The organism is Nonomuraea glycinis, from assembly GCF_035920485.1.
Taxonomy (GTDB): Bacteria; Actinomycetota; Actinomycetes; order Streptosporangiales; family Streptosporangiaceae; genus Nonomuraea; species Nonomuraea glycinis.
In genome coordinates, this window is the sequence record NZ_CP109166.1 from 3,949,713 (window position 1) to 3,971,210 (window position 21,498).

Annotated in this window: 18 protein-coding genes and 1 tRNA gene; 17 read left to right on the forward strand and 2 right to left on the reverse strand. The window is 66.5% G+C overall.

Annotation, left to right across the window (positions count from 1 at the left end; translation table 11 throughout):
* Positions 1–47: 47 nt before the first annotated feature.
* Positions 48–1,256, reverse strand: coding sequence for a pyridoxal phosphate-dependent aminotransferase (locus tag OHA68_RS18800; protein WP_327108815.1), 1,209 nt, complete (start codon positions 1,254–1,256; stop codon positions 48–50).
* 157 nt (positions 1,257–1,413) lie between these two features.
* On the opposite strand from OHA68_RS18800, the gene OHA68_RS18805 reads away from it, so the two are divergent.
* From OHA68_RS18805 to rplL, 8 genes are all read left to right on the forward strand, one after another.
* Positions 1,414–1,486 (forward strand) — tRNA-Trp (locus tag OHA68_RS18805).
* A 77-nt stretch (positions 1,487–1,563) separates the two neighbouring features.
* On the forward strand, positions 1,564–1,809 hold the full coding sequence (secE, locus tag OHA68_RS18810; RefSeq protein WP_189141259.1) for a preprotein translocase subunit SecE: 246 nt from the start codon (positions 1,564–1,566) through the stop codon (positions 1,807–1,809).
* Between the two features lie 65 nt (positions 1,810–1,874).
* The gene (nusG, locus tag OHA68_RS18815; RefSeq protein WP_189141258.1) at positions 1,875–2,663 is read left to right on the forward strand and encodes a transcription termination/antitermination protein NusG; all 789 of its coding nucleotides are present in this window, start codon (positions 1,875–1,877) and stop codon (positions 2,661–2,663) included.
* Positions 2,664–2,780: 117 nt separating this feature from the next.
* Complete coding sequence (rplK, locus tag OHA68_RS18820) at positions 2,781–3,212, forward strand: 50S ribosomal protein L11 (RefSeq protein ID WP_189141257.1); 432 nt, start codon at positions 2,781–2,783, stop codon at positions 3,210–3,212.
* Positions 3,213–3,271: 59 nt separating this feature from the next.
* Positions 3,272–3,991 carry a 50S ribosomal protein L1 gene (gene rplA / locus OHA68_RS18825; protein WP_189141256.1) on the forward strand — a complete coding sequence of 240 codons (720 nt, stop codon included), beginning with the start codon at positions 3,272–3,274 and terminating at the stop codon, positions 3,989–3,991.
* A 169-nt stretch (positions 3,992–4,160) separates the two neighbouring features.
* The gene (locus OHA68_RS18830) at positions 4,161–4,991 is read left to right on the forward strand and encodes a LolA-like protein (protein ID WP_327108816.1); all 831 of its coding nucleotides are present in this window, start codon (positions 4,161–4,163) and stop codon (positions 4,989–4,991) included.
* 242 nt (positions 4,992–5,233) lie between these two features.
* On the forward strand, positions 5,234–5,758 hold the full coding sequence (gene rplJ / locus OHA68_RS18835; protein WP_189141254.1) for a 50S ribosomal protein L10: 525 nt from the start codon (positions 5,234–5,236) through the stop codon (positions 5,756–5,758).
* 69 nt (positions 5,759–5,827) lie between these two features.
* Entirely contained in the window at positions 5,828–6,217 is a 390-nt protein-coding gene (gene rplL / locus OHA68_RS18840; protein WP_189141253.1) for a 50S ribosomal protein L7/L12, read from the forward strand.
* 184 nt (positions 6,218–6,401) lie between these two features.
* Here the strand turns inward: rplL and OHA68_RS18845 are convergent, their stop codons facing one another.
* Positions 6,402–6,785, reverse strand: a complete 384-nt coding sequence (locus tag OHA68_RS18845) for a nuclear transport factor 2 family protein (RefSeq protein WP_327108817.1) — start codon at positions 6,783–6,785, stop codon at positions 6,402–6,404.
* 85 nt (positions 6,786–6,870) lie between these two features.
* Here OHA68_RS18845 and OHA68_RS18850 point away from each other — a divergent pair, with 85 nt between their 5' ends.
* From OHA68_RS18850 to tuf, 9 genes are all read left to right on the forward strand, one after another.
* Positions 6,871–7,422 carry a TetR/AcrR family transcriptional regulator gene (locus OHA68_RS18850; protein WP_189141251.1) on the forward strand — a complete coding sequence of 184 codons (552 nt, stop codon included), beginning with the start codon at positions 6,871–6,873 and terminating at the stop codon, positions 7,420–7,422.
* Between the two features lie 214 nt (positions 7,423–7,636).
* A complete protein-coding gene (locus OHA68_RS18855; protein ID WP_327108818.1) occupies positions 7,637–8,137 on the forward strand; it encodes a hypothetical protein in 501 nt (166 codons plus the stop codon).
* Positions 8,134–8,631 carry a hypothetical protein gene (locus OHA68_RS18860; protein WP_189141249.1) on the forward strand — a complete coding sequence of 166 codons (498 nt, stop codon included), beginning with the start codon at positions 8,134–8,136 and terminating at the stop codon, positions 8,629–8,631. Before OHA68_RS18855 ends, OHA68_RS18860 begins: the two co-directional genes overlap by 4 nt.
* A 435-nt stretch (positions 8,632–9,066) precedes the next feature.
* The gene (gene rpoB / locus OHA68_RS18865; protein WP_327108819.1) at positions 9,067–12,546 is read left to right on the forward strand and encodes a DNA-directed RNA polymerase subunit beta; all 3,480 of its coding nucleotides are present in this window, start codon (positions 9,067–9,069) and stop codon (positions 12,544–12,546) included.
* Positions 12,547–12,562: 16 nt separating this feature from the next.
* Positions 12,563–16,438 (forward strand): DNA-directed RNA polymerase subunit beta', encoded by a 3,876-nt coding sequence (locus OHA68_RS18870; RefSeq protein WP_327108820.1) that lies wholly within the window; start codon positions 12,563–12,565, stop codon positions 16,436–16,438.
* A 579-nt stretch (positions 16,439–17,017) separates the two neighbouring features.
* Entirely contained in the window at positions 17,018–17,392 is a 375-nt protein-coding gene (rpsL, locus tag OHA68_RS18875) for a 30S ribosomal protein S12 (protein WP_189141246.1), read from the forward strand.
* A gap of 2 nt (positions 17,393–17,394) precedes the next feature.
* The gene (gene rpsG / locus OHA68_RS18880) at positions 17,395–17,865 is read left to right on the forward strand and encodes a 30S ribosomal protein S7 (protein ID WP_043623423.1); all 471 of its coding nucleotides are present in this window, start codon (positions 17,395–17,397) and stop codon (positions 17,863–17,865) included.
* A gap of 156 nt (positions 17,866–18,021) precedes the next feature.
* Positions 18,022–20,070, forward strand: coding sequence for an elongation factor G (gene fusA, locus OHA68_RS18885; RefSeq protein WP_407674504.1), 2,049 nt, complete (start codon positions 18,022–18,024; stop codon positions 20,068–20,070).
* A gap of 111 nt (positions 20,071–20,181) precedes the next feature.
* A complete protein-coding gene (gene tuf, locus OHA68_RS18890; protein ID WP_327108822.1) occupies positions 20,182–21,375 on the forward strand; it encodes an elongation factor Tu in 1,194 nt (397 codons plus the stop codon).
* The last annotated feature ends 123 nt before the right edge of the window (positions 21,376–21,498 follow it).

Sequence of the window (21,498 nt, forward strand, 5' to 3'; positions counted from 1 at the left end):
GGGCAGCCGCCTGACCAGGGGCAGGCTGCCCGCCTCGATGTGCCGGACTAGTGCGCCTCGGCCAGCAGCTTGGCCAGGCGGCTGACGCCTTCGACCAGGTTGTTGTCGCCCAGGGCGTAGGACAGACGGAAGTAACCCGGCGTGCCGAACGCCTCCCCGGGAACGACCGCCACCTCCGCCTCCTCCAGGATCAGCTCGGCCAGCTCGGCCGAGGACTGCGGACGCCGGCCGCGCAGCTCCTTGCCGATCAGCTCCTTGACCGCCGGGTAGGCGTAGAAAGCGCCCTTCGGCTCCGGGCAGAACACGCCCGGGATGTCGTTGAGCATCCGCACCATCGTCTGGCGGCGCCGGTCGAACGCCTCCCGCATCTCGGCCACCGCCGACAGGTCGCCCGAGACGGCGGCCAGCGCGGCCATCTGCGACACGTTCGCGACGTTGGAGGTGGCGTGGGACTGCAGGTTGGCGGCGGCCTTGACCACGTCGGCCGGGCCGATCAGCCAGCCGACCCGCCAGCCCGTCATCGCGAAGGTCTTGGCCACGCCGTTGAGGATGACGACCCGGTCGCCGAGCTCGGGGACGGCGGTGGCGATGCTGGTGAACTCCGCGCCGCCGTACGTCAGGTGCTCGTAGATCTCGTCGGTGACGACCCAGAGCTCGTGCTCGGCCGCCCAGCGGCCGATCGCCTCGGTCTGCTCACGCGAGTAGACGGCGCCGGTCGGGTTGGACGGCGAGACGAACAGCAGCACCTTGGTGCGCTCGGTGCGCGCGGCCTCCAGCTGCTCGACGCTCGCCAGGTAGCCGGTGCTCTCGTCGGTGACGACGTCCACCTGGACGCCCCCCGCCAGCTTGATCGCCTCGGGGTAGGTGGTCCAGTAGGGGGCCACCACGAGCACCTCGTCGCCCGGGTCGAGCAGCGTGGCGAACGTCTCGTAGACGGCCTGCTTGCCGCCGTTGGTGACCAGCACGCGCGAGGCGTCGACCTCATAACCGGAATCGCGCAGTGTCTTGGCGGCGATGGCCTTCTTGAGCTCGGGCAGGCCGCCCGCCGGGGTGTACTTGTGGAAACGCGGGTCGCGCGCCGCTTCGACGGCCGCCTCGACGATGTAGCCGGGCGTCGGGAAGTCGGGCTCGCCGGCGCCGAAGCCGATGACCGGCCGGCCGGCCGCCTTCATCGCCTTCGCCTTGGCGTCCACGGCGAGGGTCGCGGACTCGGAGATCGCGGAGATCCGTGTGGAGACACGGGGACGGGTGGACATGTCTCCATGCTTTCATGTGCGTGTGACCTGGGCGATCGGGTATCGGTTCGACGTGGCGGCCAATCACCCCTACACTTTTCCATGGTCGTGCCGCCGCATGTCGGTGAGCGGTTCGGTCCAGGCAGTGAGTCAATCAGGGTAGTGTGGTTGACGACATAGGGCACTGGCGCAATTGGTAGCGCACCGGTCTCCAAAACCGGCGGTTGGGGGTTCGAGTCCCTCGTGCCCTGCGAGTGCGGTCCGCGCAATACTAGGCGTGTAAGCGCGCCGCAAAACTGCGTTGGATACGACAGATCAGGTGAGGACTGTGGCGATCGACACGCGCGGCGAGACCGCAGGCAAGCCTAGTGGTGAGAAGAAGAAGCGCACTTCTCCCGCCCTCTTCTATCGGCAGATCGTCAGTGAGCTGCGTAAGGTCATCTGGCCGACACGCAATGAACTCGTCACCTACACCACGGTCGTTCTGGTATTCGTTGTGATCATGGTCGGGATCGTTTATGGGCTGGATGCCGGCTTCGGCTGGGTCGTCCTGCGCGTCTTCGGCGGGGCCTGATCCCGACGCCGCCGGCGCATCCTGACGGAGCCGCCATTCTCAACGACGAAAGAGGAAGAGTCACCGTGTCCGAGTCTTCAGTGCCGGCGGACGAGTCCCGCGAGCCGGAAGAGGCCTTCCAGGCCGCTGAGGAGACCGTCGAGGACGTCGCCGACCACGACGAGGAGGCCGTTGTCGAGACCGACGACGAGACTCCGGTCGACGGCGACGAGTCCACCGACGTCGCTCCCACCGTCGACGAAGACGGTGACGTCCTGCCGGAAGTCGATCCGGTCGAGGAGTTCAAGCGCGGACTGCGCGGCCTCCCCGGAGAGTGGTACGTCATCCACTCCTACGCCGGTTACGAGAACCGGGTGAAGTCCAACATCGAGAGCCGGAACGTCTCGCTCAACATGGAGGACTTCATCTACCAGGTCGAGGTGCCCACGCACACCGTCCAGGAGTTCAAGAGCGGCAAGAAGGTCCCCGTCAAGGAGCGCGTGCTGCCCGGCTATGTCCTGGTGCGCATGGAGCTGACCGACGAGTCCTGGGCCGCCGTCCGCAACACCCCCGGCGTGACCGGCTTCGTGGGCCTGTCCAACAAGCCGAGCCCGCTCAGCATCGACGAGGTCGGCAAGCTGCTGGCCCCGGAGCCGAGCGAGGAGAGCAAGAAGGCCGCCGCCAAGACCAGCAGCGGACCCACCGTCGAGTTCGAGATCGGCGAGTCCGTCACCGTCATGGACGGCCCGTTCGCCACCCTGCCGGCCTCGGTCAGCGAGATCAGCCCCGAGTCGCAGAAGCTCAAGGTGCTCGTTTCGATCTTCGGACGGGAGACCCCGGTCGAGCTGTCGTTCAACCAGGTCTCGAAGATCTAAGACGATCACTTACACTTAGACGTTCGGCCGGCCGCCTTTCGCGAAGGGCGGCCTTCCGACATGTCCGGGCGCATCCGCGTCAGGACAGCATCACGATCAGGACCCGGAGAAGGACTCATGCCTCCGAAGAAGAAGATCGCGGCTCTGGTCAAGGTCCAGCTTCCCGCTGGCCAGGCCACGCCCGCCCCGCCGGTCGGTACCGCACTCGGTCCGCACGGCGTCAACATCATGGACTTCGTCAAGCAGTACAACGCTGCGACGGAGGCTCAGCGGGGCAACATCATCCCCGTCGAGATCACCATTTTCGAAGACCGCAGCTTCACCTTCATCACGAAGACGCCCCCGGCGCCCGAGCTGATCAAGAAGGCTCTGGGCCTCGACAAGGGCAGCGCGGTCCCGCACAAGGACAAGGTCGGCAAGCTCAGCCGCGAGCAGCTGCGCAGCATCGCCGAGACGAAGATGCCGGACCTCAACGCCAACACGGTCGAGGCCGCCGAGAAGATCATCGCCGGCACCGCCCGGTCCATGGGCATCACCGTCGCCGAGTAAGACCTTTCCCGACACCGTGGGAGGGCCGGTTCCGGCCCGCGCACCACAAGGAGACAGACATGCAGCGCAGCAAGGCGCACAAGGACGCGGAAGCCAAGATCGACCGCGACAAGCTCTACAGTCCCGCCGAGGCCGCGAAGCTGGCCAAGGAGACGTCCACCACCAAGTTCGACTCCACCGTCGAGGTGGCGTTGCGGCTGGGCGTCGACCCTCGCAAGGCCGACCAGATCGTGCGCGGCACGGTCAACCTCCCGCACGGCACCGGTAAGACCGCCCGGGTCCTGGTCTTCGCGACCGGCGACCGTGCCGAGACGGCCCGCGAGGCGGGCGCCGACATCGTCGGCGCCGACGAGCTGATCGACGAGATCGCCAAGGGCAACCGGCTCAACGAGTTCGACGCCGTGGTCGCCACCCCGGACCTCATGGGCAAGGTCGGCCGGCTGGGCCGCGTCCTCGGCCCGCGTGGCCTCATGCCCAACCCCAAGACCGGCACGGTGACCCCCGACGTCGCCAAGGCCGTGACCGAGATCAAGGGCGGAAAGATCGAGTTCCGCACCGACCGGCAGGCCAACCTGCACTTCGTCATCGGCAAGACGTCGTTCCCCGAGCGTCAGCTCATCGAGAACTACGCCGCCGCCCTCGACGAGGTGCTGCGTCTCAAGCCGTCGGCCGCCAAGGGCCGCTACGTCAAGAAGGTCACCTTCTCGACGACCATGGGCCCCGGCGTCCCGGTCGACCCCAACGCCACCCGCGGCCTCACCGCCGACGTGGAGGCGTAGGACAGACCCCCTTCGGGGACAGTCAGACCTGCACAGGAGCCCTCGCCGCACATCGCGGCGGGGGCTTCGTCGTGTCACGGGGGAGTGAGGTCAGGGATAACCCTTAGTTATCCATGAGAAGTACGGGGAAGTCGCTCCGAACAGATCCCCGGCACGTAGGGTTCAAAGCATGCTGAAGCGCAGGATTTCTCTCGCCACTGCCGCGGCTGGCGCCGCCCTTGTCGCGGTCACGGTCGCCGGTTGCGGAACGACCGCGCAGCCCATCCAGGTCAACCTGGCCGCCTCGGAGGTGCTGGCGCAGACCGCGCAGAAGACGGCTGACGTCACCTCCTACACCGTTGACGCGGTCGTCAACGTGAAGGACCCGAACGGCAGCTCCGGTAAGGCTCAGGGCCGCATGCTCTATCAGAGCAAGCCGGAGCTCGCCGTGGACCTCACCATCGACAGCGCCGACTTCGGCGGCCAGGGTCTGCCCGGCGGCGCGCGGATCGTGCTGCAGGGCGACACCGTCTACGTCAAGGTCGAGGCGCTCAACAAGATGCTCGGCGCGACCAAGCCGTGGGTCAAGGTGCCGTTGAAGGAGATGGGCGACGACCAAGGGCAGATCGACCAGCTTCTCAGCCAGGTCCAGCAGTTCGACCTGGGCGGCGTGACGGAGATGGTCACCGCCTCGCAGGACGTCAAGTCGGTCGGCACCGAGAACGTCGGCGGCGAGGACACCACGCACTACGCCGGCACCTTCCCGGTGGACGCGGCGGTGAAGCAGCTGCCCGCCGACAAGCAGGAGCGGGCGCGGACCAACCTCGCCGAGCTGAAGAACGTCAAGTTCGACATCTGGGTCGGCGCCGACAAGCTGCCGCGCAAGGTCACGATGAGCGGCTCGGAGAAGGGCGCCTCGATGGACGCGGCCCTGATGTTCAAGGGCTACAACGAGCCCGTCAGCATCCAGGCCCCGCCCGCCGACCAGGTGGGCGAGCTGCCCAAGGGCACCACCAACTGAGAACGATTTGGAAACTCGGCGGCCACCCCGTAGTGTGGTCGTTGCCGAAGACCGCCGGTCGTCGTCAGGTGCCTCAAAGCCTGGCGACCGAAGGATCCACTTCATGTGGACGGCCCGCGCAGGTGTGATACGAGTTTCCTCGCATGATGTGAATCATGTGCGTGAGCCCCGTGTGCGCCCTGCGCCCGGGGCTGTTCTCATGTCAGGGACCCTTCGCCGGTGGCACATCTGGAAGGAGGCCCATGGCGAGGGCGGATAAGGCGACAGCGGTTGCCGAGCTCAGAAGCGAGTTCGAAGGCAGCGCTGCGGCCGTTCTGACCGAGTACCGCGGTCTCACCGTCGCTCAGCTCAAGCAGCTGCGCGTTTCTCTCGGTGAGAATGCGAAGTTCGCCGTGGCGAAGAACACCCTGACCAAGATCGCAGCGAACGAGGCCGGTCTGCCCGGCATCGACGAGCTGCTCACCGGTCCGACCGCGATCACCTTCGTCAACGGAGACGTTGTCGAGGCGGCCAAGGGTCTGCGTGACTTCGCCAAGGCCAATCCCCTCCTGGTGATCAAGGGAGGCGTCCTCGATGGTAAGAGGCTGGACGCCGCCGAGATCACCAAACTCGCTGACCTTGAGTCCCGTGAGGTTCTCCTCGCGAAGCTTGCTGGTGCGATCAAGGCGAAGCAGAGCTCTGCTGCTGCGATGTTCGCCGCGCTGCCCACCAACATGGCTCAGCTGGCCGACGCTCTTCGCGCCAAGCGCGAAGAGTCGGGCGAGTAAGACGGGGATTGCCGCAACACCCGCGGTCCCGTTCCTAAATTTTCACAGTCCCATACGGAGGAAACCATCATGGCGAAGCTCAGCACCGACGAGCTGCTCGACGCGTTCAAGGAGATGACCCTCCTCGAGCTTTCCGAGTTCGTTAAGCAGTTCGAAGAGGTCTTCGACGTCAAGGCCGCCGCCCCCGTCGCGGTTGCCGCAGCCCCCGCCGGTGGCGCCGGTGAGGCCGCCGCCGTCGAGGAGCAGGACGAGTTCGAGGTCATCCTCGAGGGTGCCGGCGACAAGAAGATCCAGGTCATCAAGGAGATCCGCGCCCTCACCTCCCTCGGCCTCAAGGAGGCCAAGGACCTGGTGGACGGCGCTCCCAAGTCCGTCTTCGACGGCAAGGTCAACAAGGAGCAGGCGGAGAAGGCCAAGGCTGCCCTCGAGGGCGCCGGCGCCAGCGTCACCGTCAAGTAACTCGTTCGCTCAGAACGCGTCACGAGGCGGCTCAACGCTTCAGCTTCAACGCTTCATCGCAAAGGGGCGGTCACACCCAGGTGCCGGGTGTGCCGCCCCTTTCGCATGCCCGGCCCCGATCCGTACGGGATGGGGGTCTGCGCGGATCCCGTACGAGGGATGAAGGTGTGTACGGCCGGAGAGGTCAGGCGGCGGCGCGGACGCCGGCGATGGCGGTGGCGTCCATGTAGTCCCTGGTGTGGACGATCAGGCCGTCGCGGATCCGGAGGATCAGCAGGCCGGGCACGGTGATCGAGCGGTCGCCCACCTTGACGACCGTCTCCTGCTCCACGACCAGCACTTCCGGGTCGGTGGAGTGGTGGATCAGCACGTTGCGGATCTCCTGGACCTCGGCGGGACTGGTGCCCCACGACGCCCGGTAGCCGTCGCGGATCCGCTCCCGTCCCTGATAGGGCGGCAGGCCGCCGAAGGGGAACTCGTGCAGGCCGTCCTCGGCGTAGAGGTCCGCCAGGGCGTCGGGCGACTTGTGCGACATCGCGTCGTGGTAGGCGGTGACGATCTCTGACATGAGGGTCTCATTTCGCTCAACAGTCGTTGACTCAACGAGCGTAGAGCGAAAAAGCCAGCTCGGTCAACGGATGTAGAGTCGGCGTGTGAGTGAGCTTTCGCGGGCCGAGCGGCGGCAGCGGACCGAGCGGCGGATTCTCGACACCGCGCGCGAGCTGTTCGCCCAGCGGGGTTTCGAGCGCACCACCATCCGTGCCGTGGCGCAGGCCGCCGAGGTGGATCCGGCCCTGGTCATGCAGTACTACGGCAGCAAGCAGCGCCTGTTCGACGCGGCCGTGCGGGTGGCCGAGCCGCCGGCGGGCGAGGCGGGTCCGGAGGAGTTGATCGAGGAGCTCCTGGGCTCGCTCGACGTGAAGCTGGGGGAGCTGCCGCCGGCGTCGCTGGCGATGATGCGCTCCATGCTGACCCACCCCGAGGCGGCCGCGTCGGCGCGCGGCGTGCTGGGCAGGCAGATCGAGCGGGTCGGGCGGTCGCTGCCCGGCGAACGGGCCCGGCTGCGGGCGGCGCTGATGACCATGATCATGCTGGGCGTGGCCGTGGGACATCAGTTGCTGGAGCTGGACGAACTACGCGATGTGCCGCCCGAAGACATCGCGCGACTGCTGCGACCCTGCTTGCAGGCGCTCAGCGAGGGCTGACGCGCTCCACGGGCACGCTGCGGCGTTTCGGGAGTAGGGCACGCGTCCACGGCCTCAGGGGCCGCCTGAGGGGCGCGCCGGTCGGTCGCAGCCGGGCTGAACGGTATTCATGCCTGATCAAGGCCCATATCGACGGCATCGGGTGGTTCGCCCGTCCCTGCCGCGGCCCGCGGGTTATGATCCCGGCGAGTCGGTGCGGGGAGGGGGTGCGGACGTGGCCGAGATCGTCGCTCGACTGGCCCGCCACGCGGTCCCGGCGCTCGCCGTCGCGGCGGCGCTGCTGATCGGCGCCGTCGTCTGGCTGGTCATGCAGGCGCGCGACGCGCAGGCCAGGGCGGACGACCGGCAGGCGGCACTGCTCGCGGCGGGCACCCACGCTGTGAGTTTGCTCTCACTCGACCACAGGACGGTGGAGGCCGACCTTCAGCGCATTCTGGCCACGTCGACGGGCGCGGCGAAGGCGGGCTACGAGGCCGGCGCGAGCAAGCTCAGGAGCACCACGGTCGCCGACAAGGTCGTGCAGGAAGGCGTGCTGCGCGCGGCCGGACTGGTGTCGCTGTCGGAGAGCACGGCTAAGGCGCTCGTGGTCGCCGATGTGGAGATCCGCTGGGACGGCTCCGCCAACGCGCCGCAGGAGCGGTTCTACCGATGGTCGATGGACCTGACCAAGGTCTCGGGCACGTGGCTGGTCTCCAAGGCGGTGCAGGTCTCGTGAGGAGGGCGGCGGTCGCCTCGCTGGCCGTCCTGGTGCTGGCCCTGGCGACCGTGACGGGGGTGCTCTGGCTGGACCTGCGCGCCATGCGCGGCGGCGAGACGGCGGGCGCCGAGGCGATGGCCGCGGCCAAGGCCGTCGCCCCCGATCTGCTGTCCTACGACTACCGCACGATCGAGCAGGATCTGGCGCGGGCGGCGGGGCACACGACGGGCGCACTCACCAGCCACTACAAGGAGCTGTCCGGCACGCTGGTGGCCAAGGCGAAAGCGGAGCGGACCGTACAGACCACCTCGGTCGCGGCCGTCGCCGTGGAGCGTGCCGAACCCGGCCGCGTGGAGGTTCTGATGTTCGTGAACACGGGTACGGTAAAGAAGATCGCCGGCAAGGCAGAGCCGCAGCAACAGGTCAGCCAGAACCGGGCCAGGTTCGTCATGATCGAGCAAGGATCGCGCTGGCTGGTGGCCGATCTGTCGACTCTGATCGGGACCGCGTGAGGGGCTGGGCGCGCCGCTTAGTTCAATTGTTACTAAAATCCAGGTTTCGCGGACACCAGGTCGCGGGTATCCAGCTCCTAGCTACACCGGTTGTCAGCATGGGTTCGACCCCCGGTGTGACGGAGCGTTAGCCGCCCCCGTTCGCGGGTATCGTCTTGGGCCGGGCGGCAGACGACCGATCACACAAGGAAGAAAACCCAGCGTCCAGGCCCTGAGGCAGCTAAAAGTCGAGCTTTCGGGCTTGACGTTTACGCTCGGACGGGCGATGCTGCGACCAACGTGAAGCATGCAGCGAGAGCGAAGTGGACAGGCGTGTGCCGTTCGGCTACACTGCCCCTTTGCGCTGCCCTTTGACGACCCGCTCCGCTGCTCACGTTGCGAGGTTGTCTGGCGTGCGTGTAGTCAGTCCGCCGCGAGCCCTCGGAAGGACATCTGTTGGCAGCCTCGCGCAACGCCTCCGCCGTACCCGCCGGTCCCAGTCGCGTCTCGTTTTCGCGCATCCAGGAGCCCCTCGAAGTTCCTGACCTTCTCGCCCTGCAGACCGAGTCTTTTGACTGGCTGCTCGGTAACGAGAAGTGGAAGGGCCGGGTCGAGGCGGCTCGTCAGGCCGGTCGCAAGGACGTCCCGACCCAGTCGGGTCTCGAAGAGATCTTCGAAGAGATCAGTCCGATCGAGGACTTCTCGGGGACCATGTCCTTGTCGTTCCGCGACCATCGATTCGAGCCGCCCAAGTACTCAGTCGATGAATGCAAAGACAAGGACATGACCTTCTCCGCCCCGATGTTCGTCACGGCGGAGTTCATCAATAACACCACCGGTGAGATCAAGAGTCAGACGGTGTTCATGGGCGACTTCCCGCTCATGACGCCGAAGGGCACCTTCATCATCAACGGCACCGAGCGTGTCGTGGTCTCCCAGCTGGTGAGGTCGCCCGGCGTCTACTTCGACCGTAGTGTCGACAAGACGTCGGACAAGGACCTCTACGGCTGCAAGGTCATCCCGTCCCGGGGTGCCTGGCTCGAGTTCGAGATCGACAAGCGCGACAGCGTCGGTGTGCGCATCGACCGTAAGCGCAAGCAGGCCGTCACTGTGCTTCTCAAGGCACTGGGATGGACCACGGAGCAGATCCTCGAGCGCTTCGGCCAGTACGAGTCGATGCGGGCCACCCTGGAGAAGGACCACACCGCCGGTCAGGATGACGCCCTGCTCGACATCTACCGCAAGCTGCGGCCGGGTGAGCCGCCGACCAAGGAGTCGGCGCAGACCCTGCTGGAGAACCTCTATTTCAATCCCAAGCGCTACGACCTCGCCAAGGTGGGTCGTTACAAGATCAACAAGAAGCTCGGCGCCGACTCTGAGATCACTCAGGGCACGCTGACCGAGCAGGACATCGTCGCCACCATCGAATACATCGTCCGCCTGCACGCGGGCGAGGACGCGATGCCCGCGGCCGAGGGCGCGCCGATCGACACGGTGATCGTCGAGGTCGACGACATCGACCACTTCGGCAACCGCCGTCTACGCAGCGTCGGCGAGCTCATCCAGAACCAGGTCCGCCTGGGCCTGGCCCGGATGGAGCGCGTCGTCCGCGAGCGGATGACGACGCAGGACGTCGAGGCGATCACGCCGCAGACCCTGATCAACATTCGCCCGGTCGTGGCGTCGATCAGGGAGTTCTTCGGCACCTCGCAGCTGTCGCAGTTCATGGACCAGACCAACCCGCTGGCCGGCCTGACGCACAAGCGGCGTCTGTCCGCGCTGGGCCCCGGTGGTCTGTCGCGTGAGCGGGCCGGCTTCGAGGTCCGTGACGTGCACCCGTCCCACTATGGCCGGATGTGCCCGATCGAGACGCCTGAGGGGCCGAACATCGGCCTGATCGGGTCGCTCGCGTCCTACGGGCGGATCAACGCCTTCGGTTTCGTGGAGACGCCTTACCGCAAGGTCGTCGACGGCAAGGTGACCGACCAGGTCGACTACCTCACCGCCGACGAGGAGGACCGTTTCGTCAAGGCGCAGGCCAACACGGTGCTCAACCCGGACGGCACGTTCGCCGAGAACCGCGTTCTGGTCCGTACCAAGGGCGGTGAGACCGAGCTGGCTCGTGCCGAGGAGGTCGACTACATCGACGTGTCGCCACGTCAGATGGTGTCGGTCGCCACGGCGATGATCCCGTTCCTGGAGCACGACGACGCCAACCGCGCGCTCATGGGCTCCAACATGCAGCGTCAGTCGGTGCCGTTGCTCAAGAGCGAGGCGCCGCTGGTCGGCACCGGCATGGAATACCGTGCCGCGACCGACGCCGGTGACGTCATCAGCGCGGAGAAGGCCGGCGTGGTCGAGGAGGTCTCCGCCGACTACGTCACCGTGATGAACGACGACGGCACGCGGACCACCTACCGCGTCGCCAAGTTCAAGCGTTCCAACCAGGGCACCTCGTTCAACCAGAAGCCGATCGTGGCCGAGGGCGACCGGGTGGAGATCAACCAGGTCATCGCCGACGGCCCGTGCACCGACCAGGGTGAGATGGCGCTGGGCAAGAACCTGCTCGTGGCGTTCATGCCGTGGGAGGGTCACAACTACGAAGACGCGATCATCCTGTCCCAGCGGCTGGTCCAGGACGACGTCCTTTCCTCGATTCACATCGAGGAGCACGAGGTCGACGCCCGTGACACCAAGCTGGGCCCCGAGGAGATCACCCGGGACATCCCGAACGTCTCCGAAGAGGTCCTGGCCGACCTGGACGAGCGCGGCATCATCCGCATCGGCGCCGAGGTCGTCCCCGGCGACATCCTCGTCGGCAAGGTCACGCCCAAGGGTGAGACCGAGCTGACGCCGGAGGAGCGCCTGCTGCGCGCGATCTTCGGGGAGAAGGCCCGTGAAGTGCGCGACACCTCGCTGAAGGTGCCGCACGGCGAGATGGGCAAGGTCATCGGGGTCCGCGTGTTCTCCCGCGAGGAGGGCGACGAGCTTCCTCCGGGCGTCAACGAGCTGGTCCGCGTCTACGTGGCGCAGAAGCGCAAGATCACCGATGGTGACAAGCTGGCCGGCCGGCACGGCAACAAGGGCGTCATCTCCAAGATCCTCCCGGTCGAGGACATGCCGTTCCTTGAGGACGGCACCCCGGTCGACATCATCCTCAACCCGCTGGGCGTGCCCGGCCGGATGAACGTCGGTCAGGTGCTGGAGACCCACCTCGGGTGGATCGCCGCGCGTGGCTGGGACATCTCCGGGGTTCAGGAAGCCTGGGCTCAGCGGCTGCGGGACAAGGGCTTCGACACGGTCGAGCCGTTCACCGCCATGGCGACGCCGGTCTTCGACGGCGCGCACGAGGAGGAGATCGTCGGCCTGCTCGGCAGCACCGTCGCCAACCGCGACGGTGACCGGATGGTGCAGCAGAGCGGTAAGGCCCGCCTGTTCGACGGCCGCTCCGGCGAGCCGTTCCCTTACCCGATCGCGGTCGGCTACATCTACATCCTCAAGCTCCTCCACCTGGTCGACGACAAGATCCACGCCCGGTCGACCGGCCCTTACTCCATGATCACCCAGCAGCCGCTCGGCGGTAAGGCCCAGTTCGGTGGCCAGCGCTTCGGTGAGATGGAGGTGTGGGCGCTGGAAGCGTACGGCGCCGCCTACGCACTGCAGGAGCTGCTGACGATCAAGTCTGACGACGTCCTCGGCCGCGTGAAGGTCTACGAGGCGATCGTCAAGGGCGAGAACATTCCCGAGCCGGGCATTCCGGAGTCCTTCAAGGTCCTCATCAAGGAAATGCAGTCGCTCTGCCTCAACGTCGAGGTGCTCTCCAGCGACGGCATGTCCATCGAGATGCGGGACACCGACGAGGACGTCTTCCGCGCCGCGGAGGAGCTCGGTATCGATCTGTCCCGGCGTGAGCCGAGCAGCGTGGAAGAAGTCTGAGGGGGAGATCGCAAGCATGCTGGACGTCAACTTCTTCGACGAGCTTCGGATCGGGCTGGCGACGGCCGACGACATCCGTCAGTGGTCGCACGGTGAGGTCAAGAAGCCCGAGACCATCAACTACCGGACTCTCAAGCCGGAAAAGGACGGACTCTTCTGCGAGAAGATCTTCGGCCCGACCCGCGACTGGGAGTGCTACTGCGGCAAGTACAAGCGCGTCCGCTTCAAGGGCATCATCTGTGAGCGCTGTGGCGTCGAGGTCACTCGCGCCAAGGTGCGTCGTGAGCGGATGGGCCACATCGAGCTGGCCGCGCCGGTCACCCACATCTGGTACTTCAAGGGTGTCCCGTCGCGTCTGGGCTACCTGCTCGACCTCGCCCCGAAGGACCTGGAGAAGGTCATCTACTTCGCGGCGTACATGATCACGCATGTCGACACCGACATGCGTGAGCGTGACCTGCCCTCGCTCGAGGCGAAGATCTCCGTCGAGCGGCAGCACATCGAGCAGCGCCGTGACGCCGACGTCGAGGCCAGGCAGAAGAAGCTCGAAAGCGACCTGGGCGAGCTCGAGGCCGCCGGCGCCAAGGGCGACCAGCGCCGTAAGGTCCGCGAGGGCGCCGAGCGCGAGATGCGCCAGCTCCGCGACCGGGCCCAGCGTGAGCTGGACCGGCTCGAGGAGGTCTGGAGCCGCTTCAAGAACCTCAAGGTCCAGGACCTCGAGGGCGACGAGCTGCTCTACCGCGAGATGCGGGACCGTTTCGGCCGTTACTTCAAGGGCGGCATGGGGGCGCAGGCGATCCAGGATCGTCTGATCAGCTTCGACCTCGCCCAGGAGGCCGAGAACCTGCGCGAGACCATCCGCAGCGGCAAGGGCCAGAAGAAGGCCCGCGCGCTCAAGCGGCTCAAGGTCGTCTCGGCGTTCCTCAGCACCACCAACTCGCCGCGCGGCATGGTGCTCGACTGCATTCCGGTCATTCCGCCGGACCTGCGGCCGATGGTTCAGCTCGACGGTGGCCGGTTCGCCACCTCCGACCTGAACGACCTCTACCGCCGGGTCATCAACCGCAACAACCGCCTCAAGCGACTTCTCGACCTCGGCGCTCCCGAGATCATCGTGAACAACGAGAAGCGGATGCTGCAGGAGGCCGTCGACGCGCTGTTCGACAACGGCCGTCGTGGCCGCCCGGTCACCGGTCCCGGCAACCGGCCCCTCAAGTCCCTCAGCGACATGCTCAAGGGCAAGCAGGGCCGCTTCCGCCAGAACCTGCTGGGCAAGCGAGTCGACTACTCCGGCCGTTCGGTCATCGTCGTCGGCCCGCAGCTCAAGCTGCACCAGTGCGGTCTGCCCAAGCAGATGGCGCTGGAGCTGTTCAAGCCGTTCGTGATGAAGAGGCTGGTCGATCTCAACCACGCCCAGAACATCAAGTCGGCCAAGCGGATGGTCGAGCGCGCCAGGCCCGTGGTGTGGGACGTGCTCGAAGAGGTCATCACCGAGCACCCCGTGCTGCTCAACCGCGCGCCGACGCTGCACCGTCTGGGCATCCAGGCGTTCGAGCCGCAGCTCGTCGAGGGCAAGGCCATCCAGATCCACCCGCTCGTCTGCACCGCCTTCAACGCGGACTTCGACGGCGACCAGATGGCCGTGCACCTGCCGCTGTCGGCCGAGGCCCAGGCCGAGGCACGCATCCTGATGCTCTCGACCAACAACATCCTCAAGCCGGCCGACGGCAAGCCCGTGACGATGCCCACCCAGGACATGGTCATCGGCCTCTACTGGCTGACCACGCACAAGGACGGCGCCATCGGCGAGGGCCGGGTCTTCGGCTCGATCGCCGAGGCTCAGATGGCCTTCGACCGCCGCGAGCTGGAGATTCAGGCGAAGATCCAGATCCGGATGAAGGACGTCCTGCCGCCGCGTGACTGGGTGGCTCCCGAGGGCTGGGAGCAGGGCGACCCGATCCGCCTGGAGACGACGTTCGGGCGGTGCCTGTTCAACCAGACGCTGCCCGCGTCCTACCCGTTCGTCAACTTCCAGGTCGGCAAGAAGCAGCTGTCCACGATCGTCAACGAGCTGGCCGAGACCTATCCCAAGGTCGAAGTGGCCAACGCGCTCGACGCGCTCAAGGACGCCGGCTTCCGCTGGGCGACCCGCTCCGGCGTCACGATCTCGATCGACGACGTCATCGCGCCGCCCAACAAGGCCGAGATCATGGAGAGCTACGAGCGCCGCGCCGACAAGGTGCAGCGTGAGTACGAGCGCGGCCTGATCACCGACGAGGAGCGCCGTCAGGAGCTCATCGAGATCTGGACGCACGCCACGGCCGACGTCGAGACCGACATGGTCAACGCCTTCCCGGCGACCAACCCGGTCTGGATGATGGTCAACTCCGGCGCCCGAGGCAACAAGATGCAGGTGCGTCAGATCGCCGGCATCCGTGGCCTGGTGTCCAACACCAAGGGTGAGACGATCCCGCGGCCGATCAAGGCCTCGTTCCGCGAGGGCCTGTCGGTGCTGGAATACTTCATCTCCACCCACGGACAGCGCAAGGGTCTGGCCGACACCGCGCTGCGTACGGCGGACTCGGGTTACCTCACCCGGCGTCTGGTGGACGTGGCGCAGGACGTCATCGTGCGCGAGATCGACTGTGGCACCGACCGTGGCGTTCCGCTGCACGTCGGCGAGCGCGACACGTCGGGCACGCTGGTCAAGGCCGAGAACGCCGAGTCCAACGTGCACGGCCGCATCATGGCCGAGGACGTCGAGGTCGACGGCAAGGTCATCGTGCCCGCGGGTGTCGACATCAACGACATCCACGTCACCGCGCTGGTCGAGGCCGGCGTCGAGACCGTCCGTACCCGCAGCGCGCTCGTCTGCGAGGCCAAGATCGGGGTCTGCGCGACCTGCTACGGCCGTTCGCTGGCCACCGGCAAGCTCGTGGACGTCGGCGAGGCGGTCGGCATCATCGCCGCCCAGTCGATCGGCGAGCCCGGCACGCAGCTGACGATGCGTACCTTCCACACCGGTGGTGTGGCGGGCGCCGACATCACCCACGGTCTGCCCCGAGTCCAGGAGCTCTTCGAGGCGCGCATCCCCAAGGGTGTCGCCCCGATCTCCGAGGCCGAGGGCAGGGTCCGGATCGACGAGACCGACAAGTCCCGCAAGCTCGTCGTCACTCCCGACGACGGCTCGGAGGAGATCGCCTACCCGGTCTCCATGCGCTCGCGCCTGCTCATCACCGATGGCCAGCGCGTGACGGTGGGCCAGCAGCTCGTCGCCGGTGCGGTCAACCCCAACGAGGTGCTGCGCATCCTCGGCCCGCGGGCCGTGCAGCTGCACCTGGTGGCGGAGGTCCAGCAGGTCTACCGCTCGCAGGGTGTGTCGATCCACGACAAGCACATCGAGATCATCGTGCGGCAGATGCTCAAGCGCGTGAACGTGCTGGAGTCCGGTGACACCGACCTGCTGCCCGGCGAGCTCGTGGAGCGTCCGCGCTTCGAGCTGATGAACCGCGAGACCGTGGCGGAGGGTGGCTCTCCGGCCGCCGGTCGTCCGGTGCTCATGGGCATCACCAAGGCGTCGCTCGCCACCGAGTCGTGGCTGTCGGCGGCCTCCTTCCAGGAGACCACCAGGGTCCTGACGGACGCGGCGATCCACGCCAAGTCCGACTCGCTCCTGGGCCTGAAGGAGAACGTCATCATCGGCAAGCTCATCCCGGCCGGTACGGGCATGCCCCAGTACCGCAACATCCGGGTCGAGCCGACCGAGGAGGCCAAGGCCGCCATGTACACCGTGGGCGGTTACGACGGCTCCGCGGCGGACTACACCTTCGGCACCGGCAGCGGCGAGGCCGTGCCGCTGGAGGAGTACGACTTCGGTCAGTACAACCGGTGACCATCCAGTAAGTAACCGTGGCGCGCGCCCGGGTCCCTCAGCCGAGGGGCCCGGGCGCGCGTTTTTCGGTTCGTACGTGAACGGCGCTGTAGGCCGTCGTGCGGCGGCGCGCTGTCCGGGTGGTCCCCCCGAGCCGAATCCGCAGGGTGCCGGGCGCGGCCGGCCCGCTCGTAGCTCGCCGAGGGGCGTGTAGAGTAGGTGATTCTTTGGTATGGGGGACGGCATGCGGTCAGTGCCTATATCATTGCCGAGGAGCAGCAGCCGGGCCTTTGATGGATGGGGTCCCGCCGGCCGGAGTGGGAAGGCTTGAAGAGCCTGCCCGCGCCGTTTTGACGTGTCGCGCGGGCCTGGGTAGTCTTGAGCATCGTGCCCGTTGCTAGCGGGCTCTCGATCGTGCGCTGATATCGGAGCGCGGGTCGGCTTCCTGGCTCGTAGTCCTCGTGGCTGTGTTTTGCGAATAGCGCGACACGCCCGAGCGCGGGGGCGCGGAAGCAAGGCGAATGCGCAGGTCATGACACCGGCAGAACCTGCGAATTGCTCAACCAGACGTAACACCGGCCAGCACGAAACGGAGTGGCAGTGCCCACTATTCAGCAGTTGGTCCGCAAGGGCCGGCAGGACAAGGTCACCAAGACCAAGACTCCTGCCCTCAAGGGGAGTCCGCAGCGGCGCGGTGTGTGCCAGCGTGTTTACACCACGACCCCGAAGAAGCCCAACTCGGCACTGCGCAAGGTGGCCCGTGTGCGGCTCACCAACGGCATCGAGGTCACGGCCTACATCCCCGGTGTGGGACACAACCTGCAGGAGCACTCGATCGTGCTCGTGCGTGGCGGTCGTGTGAAGGACCTGCCGGGTGTTCGCTACAAGATCATCCGCGGCTCGCTGGACACCCAGGGTGTCCGCAACCGCAAGCAGGGCCGCAGCCACTACGGTGCGAAGAGGGAGAAGAGCTAACTATGCCTCGTAAGGGTTCTCCTGGCCGTCGTCAGCTCATGTCTGACCCGGTTTACAGTTCACCGCTGGTCACCGCTCTGATCAACAAGGTGCTTCTGGACGGCAAGCGTTCTATCGCGCAGTCGATCGTCTACGGCGCTCTCGAGGGCTGCAGAGAGAAGACCGGCAACGACCCGGTCGTCACCCTCAAGCGCGCGCTTGACAACGTCAAGCCGACTCTCGAGGTCCGCAGCCGTCGCGTCGGTGGCGCGACCTACCAGGTGCCGGTCGAGGTGCGCGCAGCGCGCAGCACCACCCTGGCCCTGCGCTGGCTGGTGCAGTACTCCCGCGCCCGCCGCGAGAAGACCATGACCGAGCGCCTCATGAACGAGCTCCTCGACGCCAGCAACGGCCTCGGGGCGAGCGTCAAGAAGCGCGAGGACACGCACAAGATGGCCGAGTCCAACAAGGCCTTCGCCCACTACCGCTGGTAGGCATCACACCAGCGGTGGTCGACAAGACGACCGAAGGCCCTCGCACTTAGGGGGCGTGCGGGGGCGAGCCCCCGCAGGAGACAAGACGACGAGGACGCGAGAGAAGTGGCCACCACGACCGCTCTTGACCTGGCCAAGGTCCGCAACATCGGGATCATGGCCCATATCGACGCGGGCAAGACCACCACGACCGAGCGCATCCTGTTCTACACCGGCATCAACTACAAGATCGGTGAAGTCCACGAGGGCGCAGCCACGATGGACTGGATGGAGCAGGAGCAGGAGCGCGGCATCACGATCACGTCTGCCGCGACGACCTGCGAGTGGAACGGTCACACGATCAACATCATCGACACCCCGGGACACGTCGACTTCACCATCGAGGTGGAGCGCTCGCTCCGCGTCCTCGACGGTGCCGTCGCCGTGTTCGACGGCGTCGCGGGTGTCGAGCCGCAGTCGGAGACGGTGTGGCGGCAGGCTGACCGCTACGAGGTTCCCCGGATCTGCTTCGTCAACAAGATGGACCGGGTCGGCGCGGAGTTCCACCGCTGCGTCGATATGATGATCAACCGGCTTGGCGCCACCCCGGCGGTCATTCAGCTGCCGTGGGGTGTCGAGGCCGACTTCAAGGGCGTCATCGACGTCATCACGATGAAGGGCCTCCTGTGGAGCGCCGAGGCGGCCAAGGGCGAGATGTACGACGTCGTCGACCTCCCGGCCGACCACGCCGAGGCCGCTCGTGAGTGGCGTGACCGGCTCATCGAGACGGTCGCCGAGAACGACGACGAGCTGATGGAGCTCTTCCTCGAGGGCACTGAGCCCACCGAGGAGCAGCTGGTCGCGGCCATTCGCCGCGCGACGCTGGCCAGTGCCATCAACCCGGTCCTGTGTGGCACCGCGTTCAAGAACAAGGGCGTGCAGCCCCTGCTCGACGCGATCGTCGCCTACCTCCCCGCGCCGACCGACCTCGCGGCCTTCAAGGGCCACGCGGTCGGCAACGAGGAGAAGGTGATCGAGCGGCACGCGGACCCGGCCGAGCCGTTCTCCGCCCTGGCTTTCAAGATCGCGAGCGACCCGCACCTGGGCAAGCTCACCTACATCCGCGTCTACTCGGGCACGCTCGAGACCGGTTCACAGGTCATCAACTCTGTGAAGGGTAAGAAGGAGCGGATCGGCAAGATCTACCAGATGCACGCCAACAAGCGCGAAGAGCGCCCCACGGCGATCGCTGGTCAGATCGTGGCGGTCATGGGCCTGAAGGACACCACCACCGGTGACACCCTCTCCGACCCGACCCACCAGGTCGTGCTCGAGTCGATGACGTTCCCGGCTCCGGTCATCAACGTCGCCATCGAGCCCAAGACCAAGGGCGACCAGGAGAAGCTGTCGATCGCGATCCAGCGGCTGGCCGAGGAGGACCCGTCCTTCCAGGTTCGCCGTGACGAGGAGACCGGTCAGACGGTCATCTGGGGCATGGGCGAGCTTCACCTGGAGATCCTCGTCGACCGCATGCGGCGCGAGTTCAAGGTCGAGGCCAACGTCGGTCGTCCTCAGGTCGCCTACCGGGAGACCATCCGCCGCAAGGTGGAGAAGGTCGACTACACCCACAAGAAGCAGACCGGTGGTTCCGGTCAGTTCGCGCGGGTGATCATCAATCTGGAGCCGCTGGGCGAAGGCAACGACGGCTACGAGTTCCAGAACAAGGTCACGGGTGGCCGTGTCCCGAGGGAGTACATCCCCTCGGTCGACGCGGGCGCTCAGGAGGCCGCCGAGTTCGGTGTGCTGGCCGGTTACCCGATGGTGGGCGTGAAGGTGACGCTGACCGACGGTGCCGCGCACGATGTCGACTCCTCGGAAATGGCCTTCAAGATTGCCGGCTCGATGGCCTTCAAGGAGGCCGCGCGCAAGGCTGACGCTGTGCTCCTTGAGCCGATGATGGCCGTCGAGGTCACCACGCCCGAGGACTACATGGGTGATGTCATCGGTGACCTCAACGGTCGCCGCGGGCAGATCCAGGCGATGGATGAGCGGGCAGGCGCCCGCGTCATCCAGGCGCTCGTGCCGCTGTCTGAGATGTTCGGCTACGTGGGCGACCTGCGTAGCAAGACGCAGGGACGCGCGAGCTACAGCATGCAGTTCGACTCCTACTCGGAGGTGCCCCCGGGCATCGCCAAGGAGATCGTCGCGAAGGCCCGGGGCGAATAGTTCCGGTCCCTGGCGGGATGGTCGCGAGACCGTCCCGCCGCCTAGGGGTTCGGGAACACCCGGGCCCGAGTGTGCAGACGAAAGTCAGTCAGATTCTCAAGGAGAGAACCAGTGGGCAAGGCCAAGTTCGAGCGGAACAAGCCGCACATGAACATCGGCACCATTGGGCATATCGACCACGGTAAGACCACGCTGACCGCGGCGATCACCAAGGTGCTCCACGACCGTTACCCCGAGCTGAACGCGGCAACGCCTTTCGACAAGATCGACAAGGCGCCCGAGGAGAAGGCTCGCGGCATTACGATCTCCATCGCGCACGTCGAGTACCAGACCGAGAAGCGCCACTACGCTCACGTGGACTGCCCCGGTCACGCCGACTACGTGAAGAACATGATCACCGGTGCCGCTCAGATGGACGGCGCGATCCTCGTGGTCGCCGCCACCGACGGTCCGATGCCCCAGACGAAGGAGCACGTCCTCCTGGCCCGCCAGGTCGGCGTCCCCTACATCGTCGTGGCTCTGAACAAGTCCGACATGGTGGACGACGAGGAGATCCTGGAGCTCGTCGAGCTCGAGGTTCGCGAGCTCCTGTCCGCTCAGGAGTTCCCCGGCGACGACCTTCCGGTCATCCGCGTCTCCGCGCTCAAGGCTCTTGAGGGCGACCAGAAGTGGGCCGACACGATCGTCGAGCTGATGGACGCCGTGGACGAGAACGTCCCCGAGCCGCCGCGTGAGACGGAGAAGCCGTTCCTCATGCCGGTCGAGGACGTCTTCTCGATCACCGGTCGCGGCACGGTCGTCACCGGCCGTATCGAGCGTGGCATCGTCAAGGTCAACGAGCAGGTCGACATCATCGGCATTCAGCCGGAGAAGACGACCACCACCGTCACCAGCATCGAGATGTTCAACAAGATGCTCGACGAGGGTCAGGCCGGCGACAACGCCGCCCTGCTGCTCCGCGGCATCAAGCGCGAGCAGGTCGAGCGCGGCCAGTGCATCATCAAGCCGGGCACGACCACCCCGCACACCGAGTTCGAGGGCCAGGTCTACATCCTGTCCAAGGACGAGGGCGGCCGCCACACGCCGTTCTTCAACAACTACCGCCCGCAGTTCTACTTCCGTACGACTGACGTGACCGGTGTGGTGAACCTCCCCGAGGGCACCGAGATGGTCATGCCGGGCGACAACACCGAAATGCGCGTTGAGCTGATCCAGCCCATCGCCATGGAGGAAGGCCTCAAGTTCGCGATCCGTGAGGGTGGCCGCACCGTCGGCGCCGGCCGGGTCGTAAAGATCATCAAGTAGTTCGATCGCGGGGTGGCGGTCGACCTCCACATCAGGGGCCGGCCGCCGCGTCACGAACGGGACAGAAGTCCATACGGCTTCCGTTCCGGAAGGCTTCACGGGGAAAGCCGTGATCCAGCAGTC

Bases quoted from the DNA above. Each gene is read 5' to 3' on its own strand.
- fusA (WP_407674504.1), top strand. From the start codon at position 18,022: ATGGCCCATATCGACGCGGGCAAGACCACCACGACCGAGCGCATCCTG.
- rplJ (WP_189141254.1), top strand. From the start codon at position 5,234: ATGGCGAGGGCGGATAAGGCGACAGCGGTTGCCGAGCTCAGAAGCGAG.
- OHA68_RS18830 (WP_327108816.1), top strand. From the start codon at position 4,161: ATGCTGAAGCGCAGGATTTCTCTCGCCACTGCCGCGGCTGGCGCCGCC.
- rpsG (WP_043623423.1), top strand. From the start codon at position 17,395: ATGCCTCGTAAGGGTTCTCCTGGCCGTCGTCAGCTCATGTCTGACCCG.
- rplL (WP_189141253.1), top strand. From the start codon at position 5,828: ATGGCGAAGCTCAGCACCGACGAGCTGCTCGACGCGTTCAAGGAGATG.
- rplA (WP_189141256.1), top strand. From the start codon at position 3,272: ATGCAGCGCAGCAAGGCGCACAAGGACGCGGAAGCCAAGATCGACCGC.
- rplK (WP_189141257.1), top strand. From the start codon at position 2,781: ATGCCTCCGAAGAAGAAGATCGCGGCTCTGGTCAAGGTCCAGCTTCCC.
- OHA68_RS18800 (WP_327108815.1), bottom strand. From the start codon at position 1,256: ATGTCCACCCGTCCCCGTGTCTCCACACGGATCTCCGCGATCTCCGAG.
- OHA68_RS18870 (WP_327108820.1), top strand. From the start codon at position 12,563: ATGCTGGACGTCAACTTCTTCGACGAGCTTCGGATCGGGCTGGCGACG.
- OHA68_RS18845 (WP_327108817.1), bottom strand. From the start codon at position 6,785: ATGTCAGAGATCGTCACCGCCTACCACGACGCGATGTCGCACAAGTCG.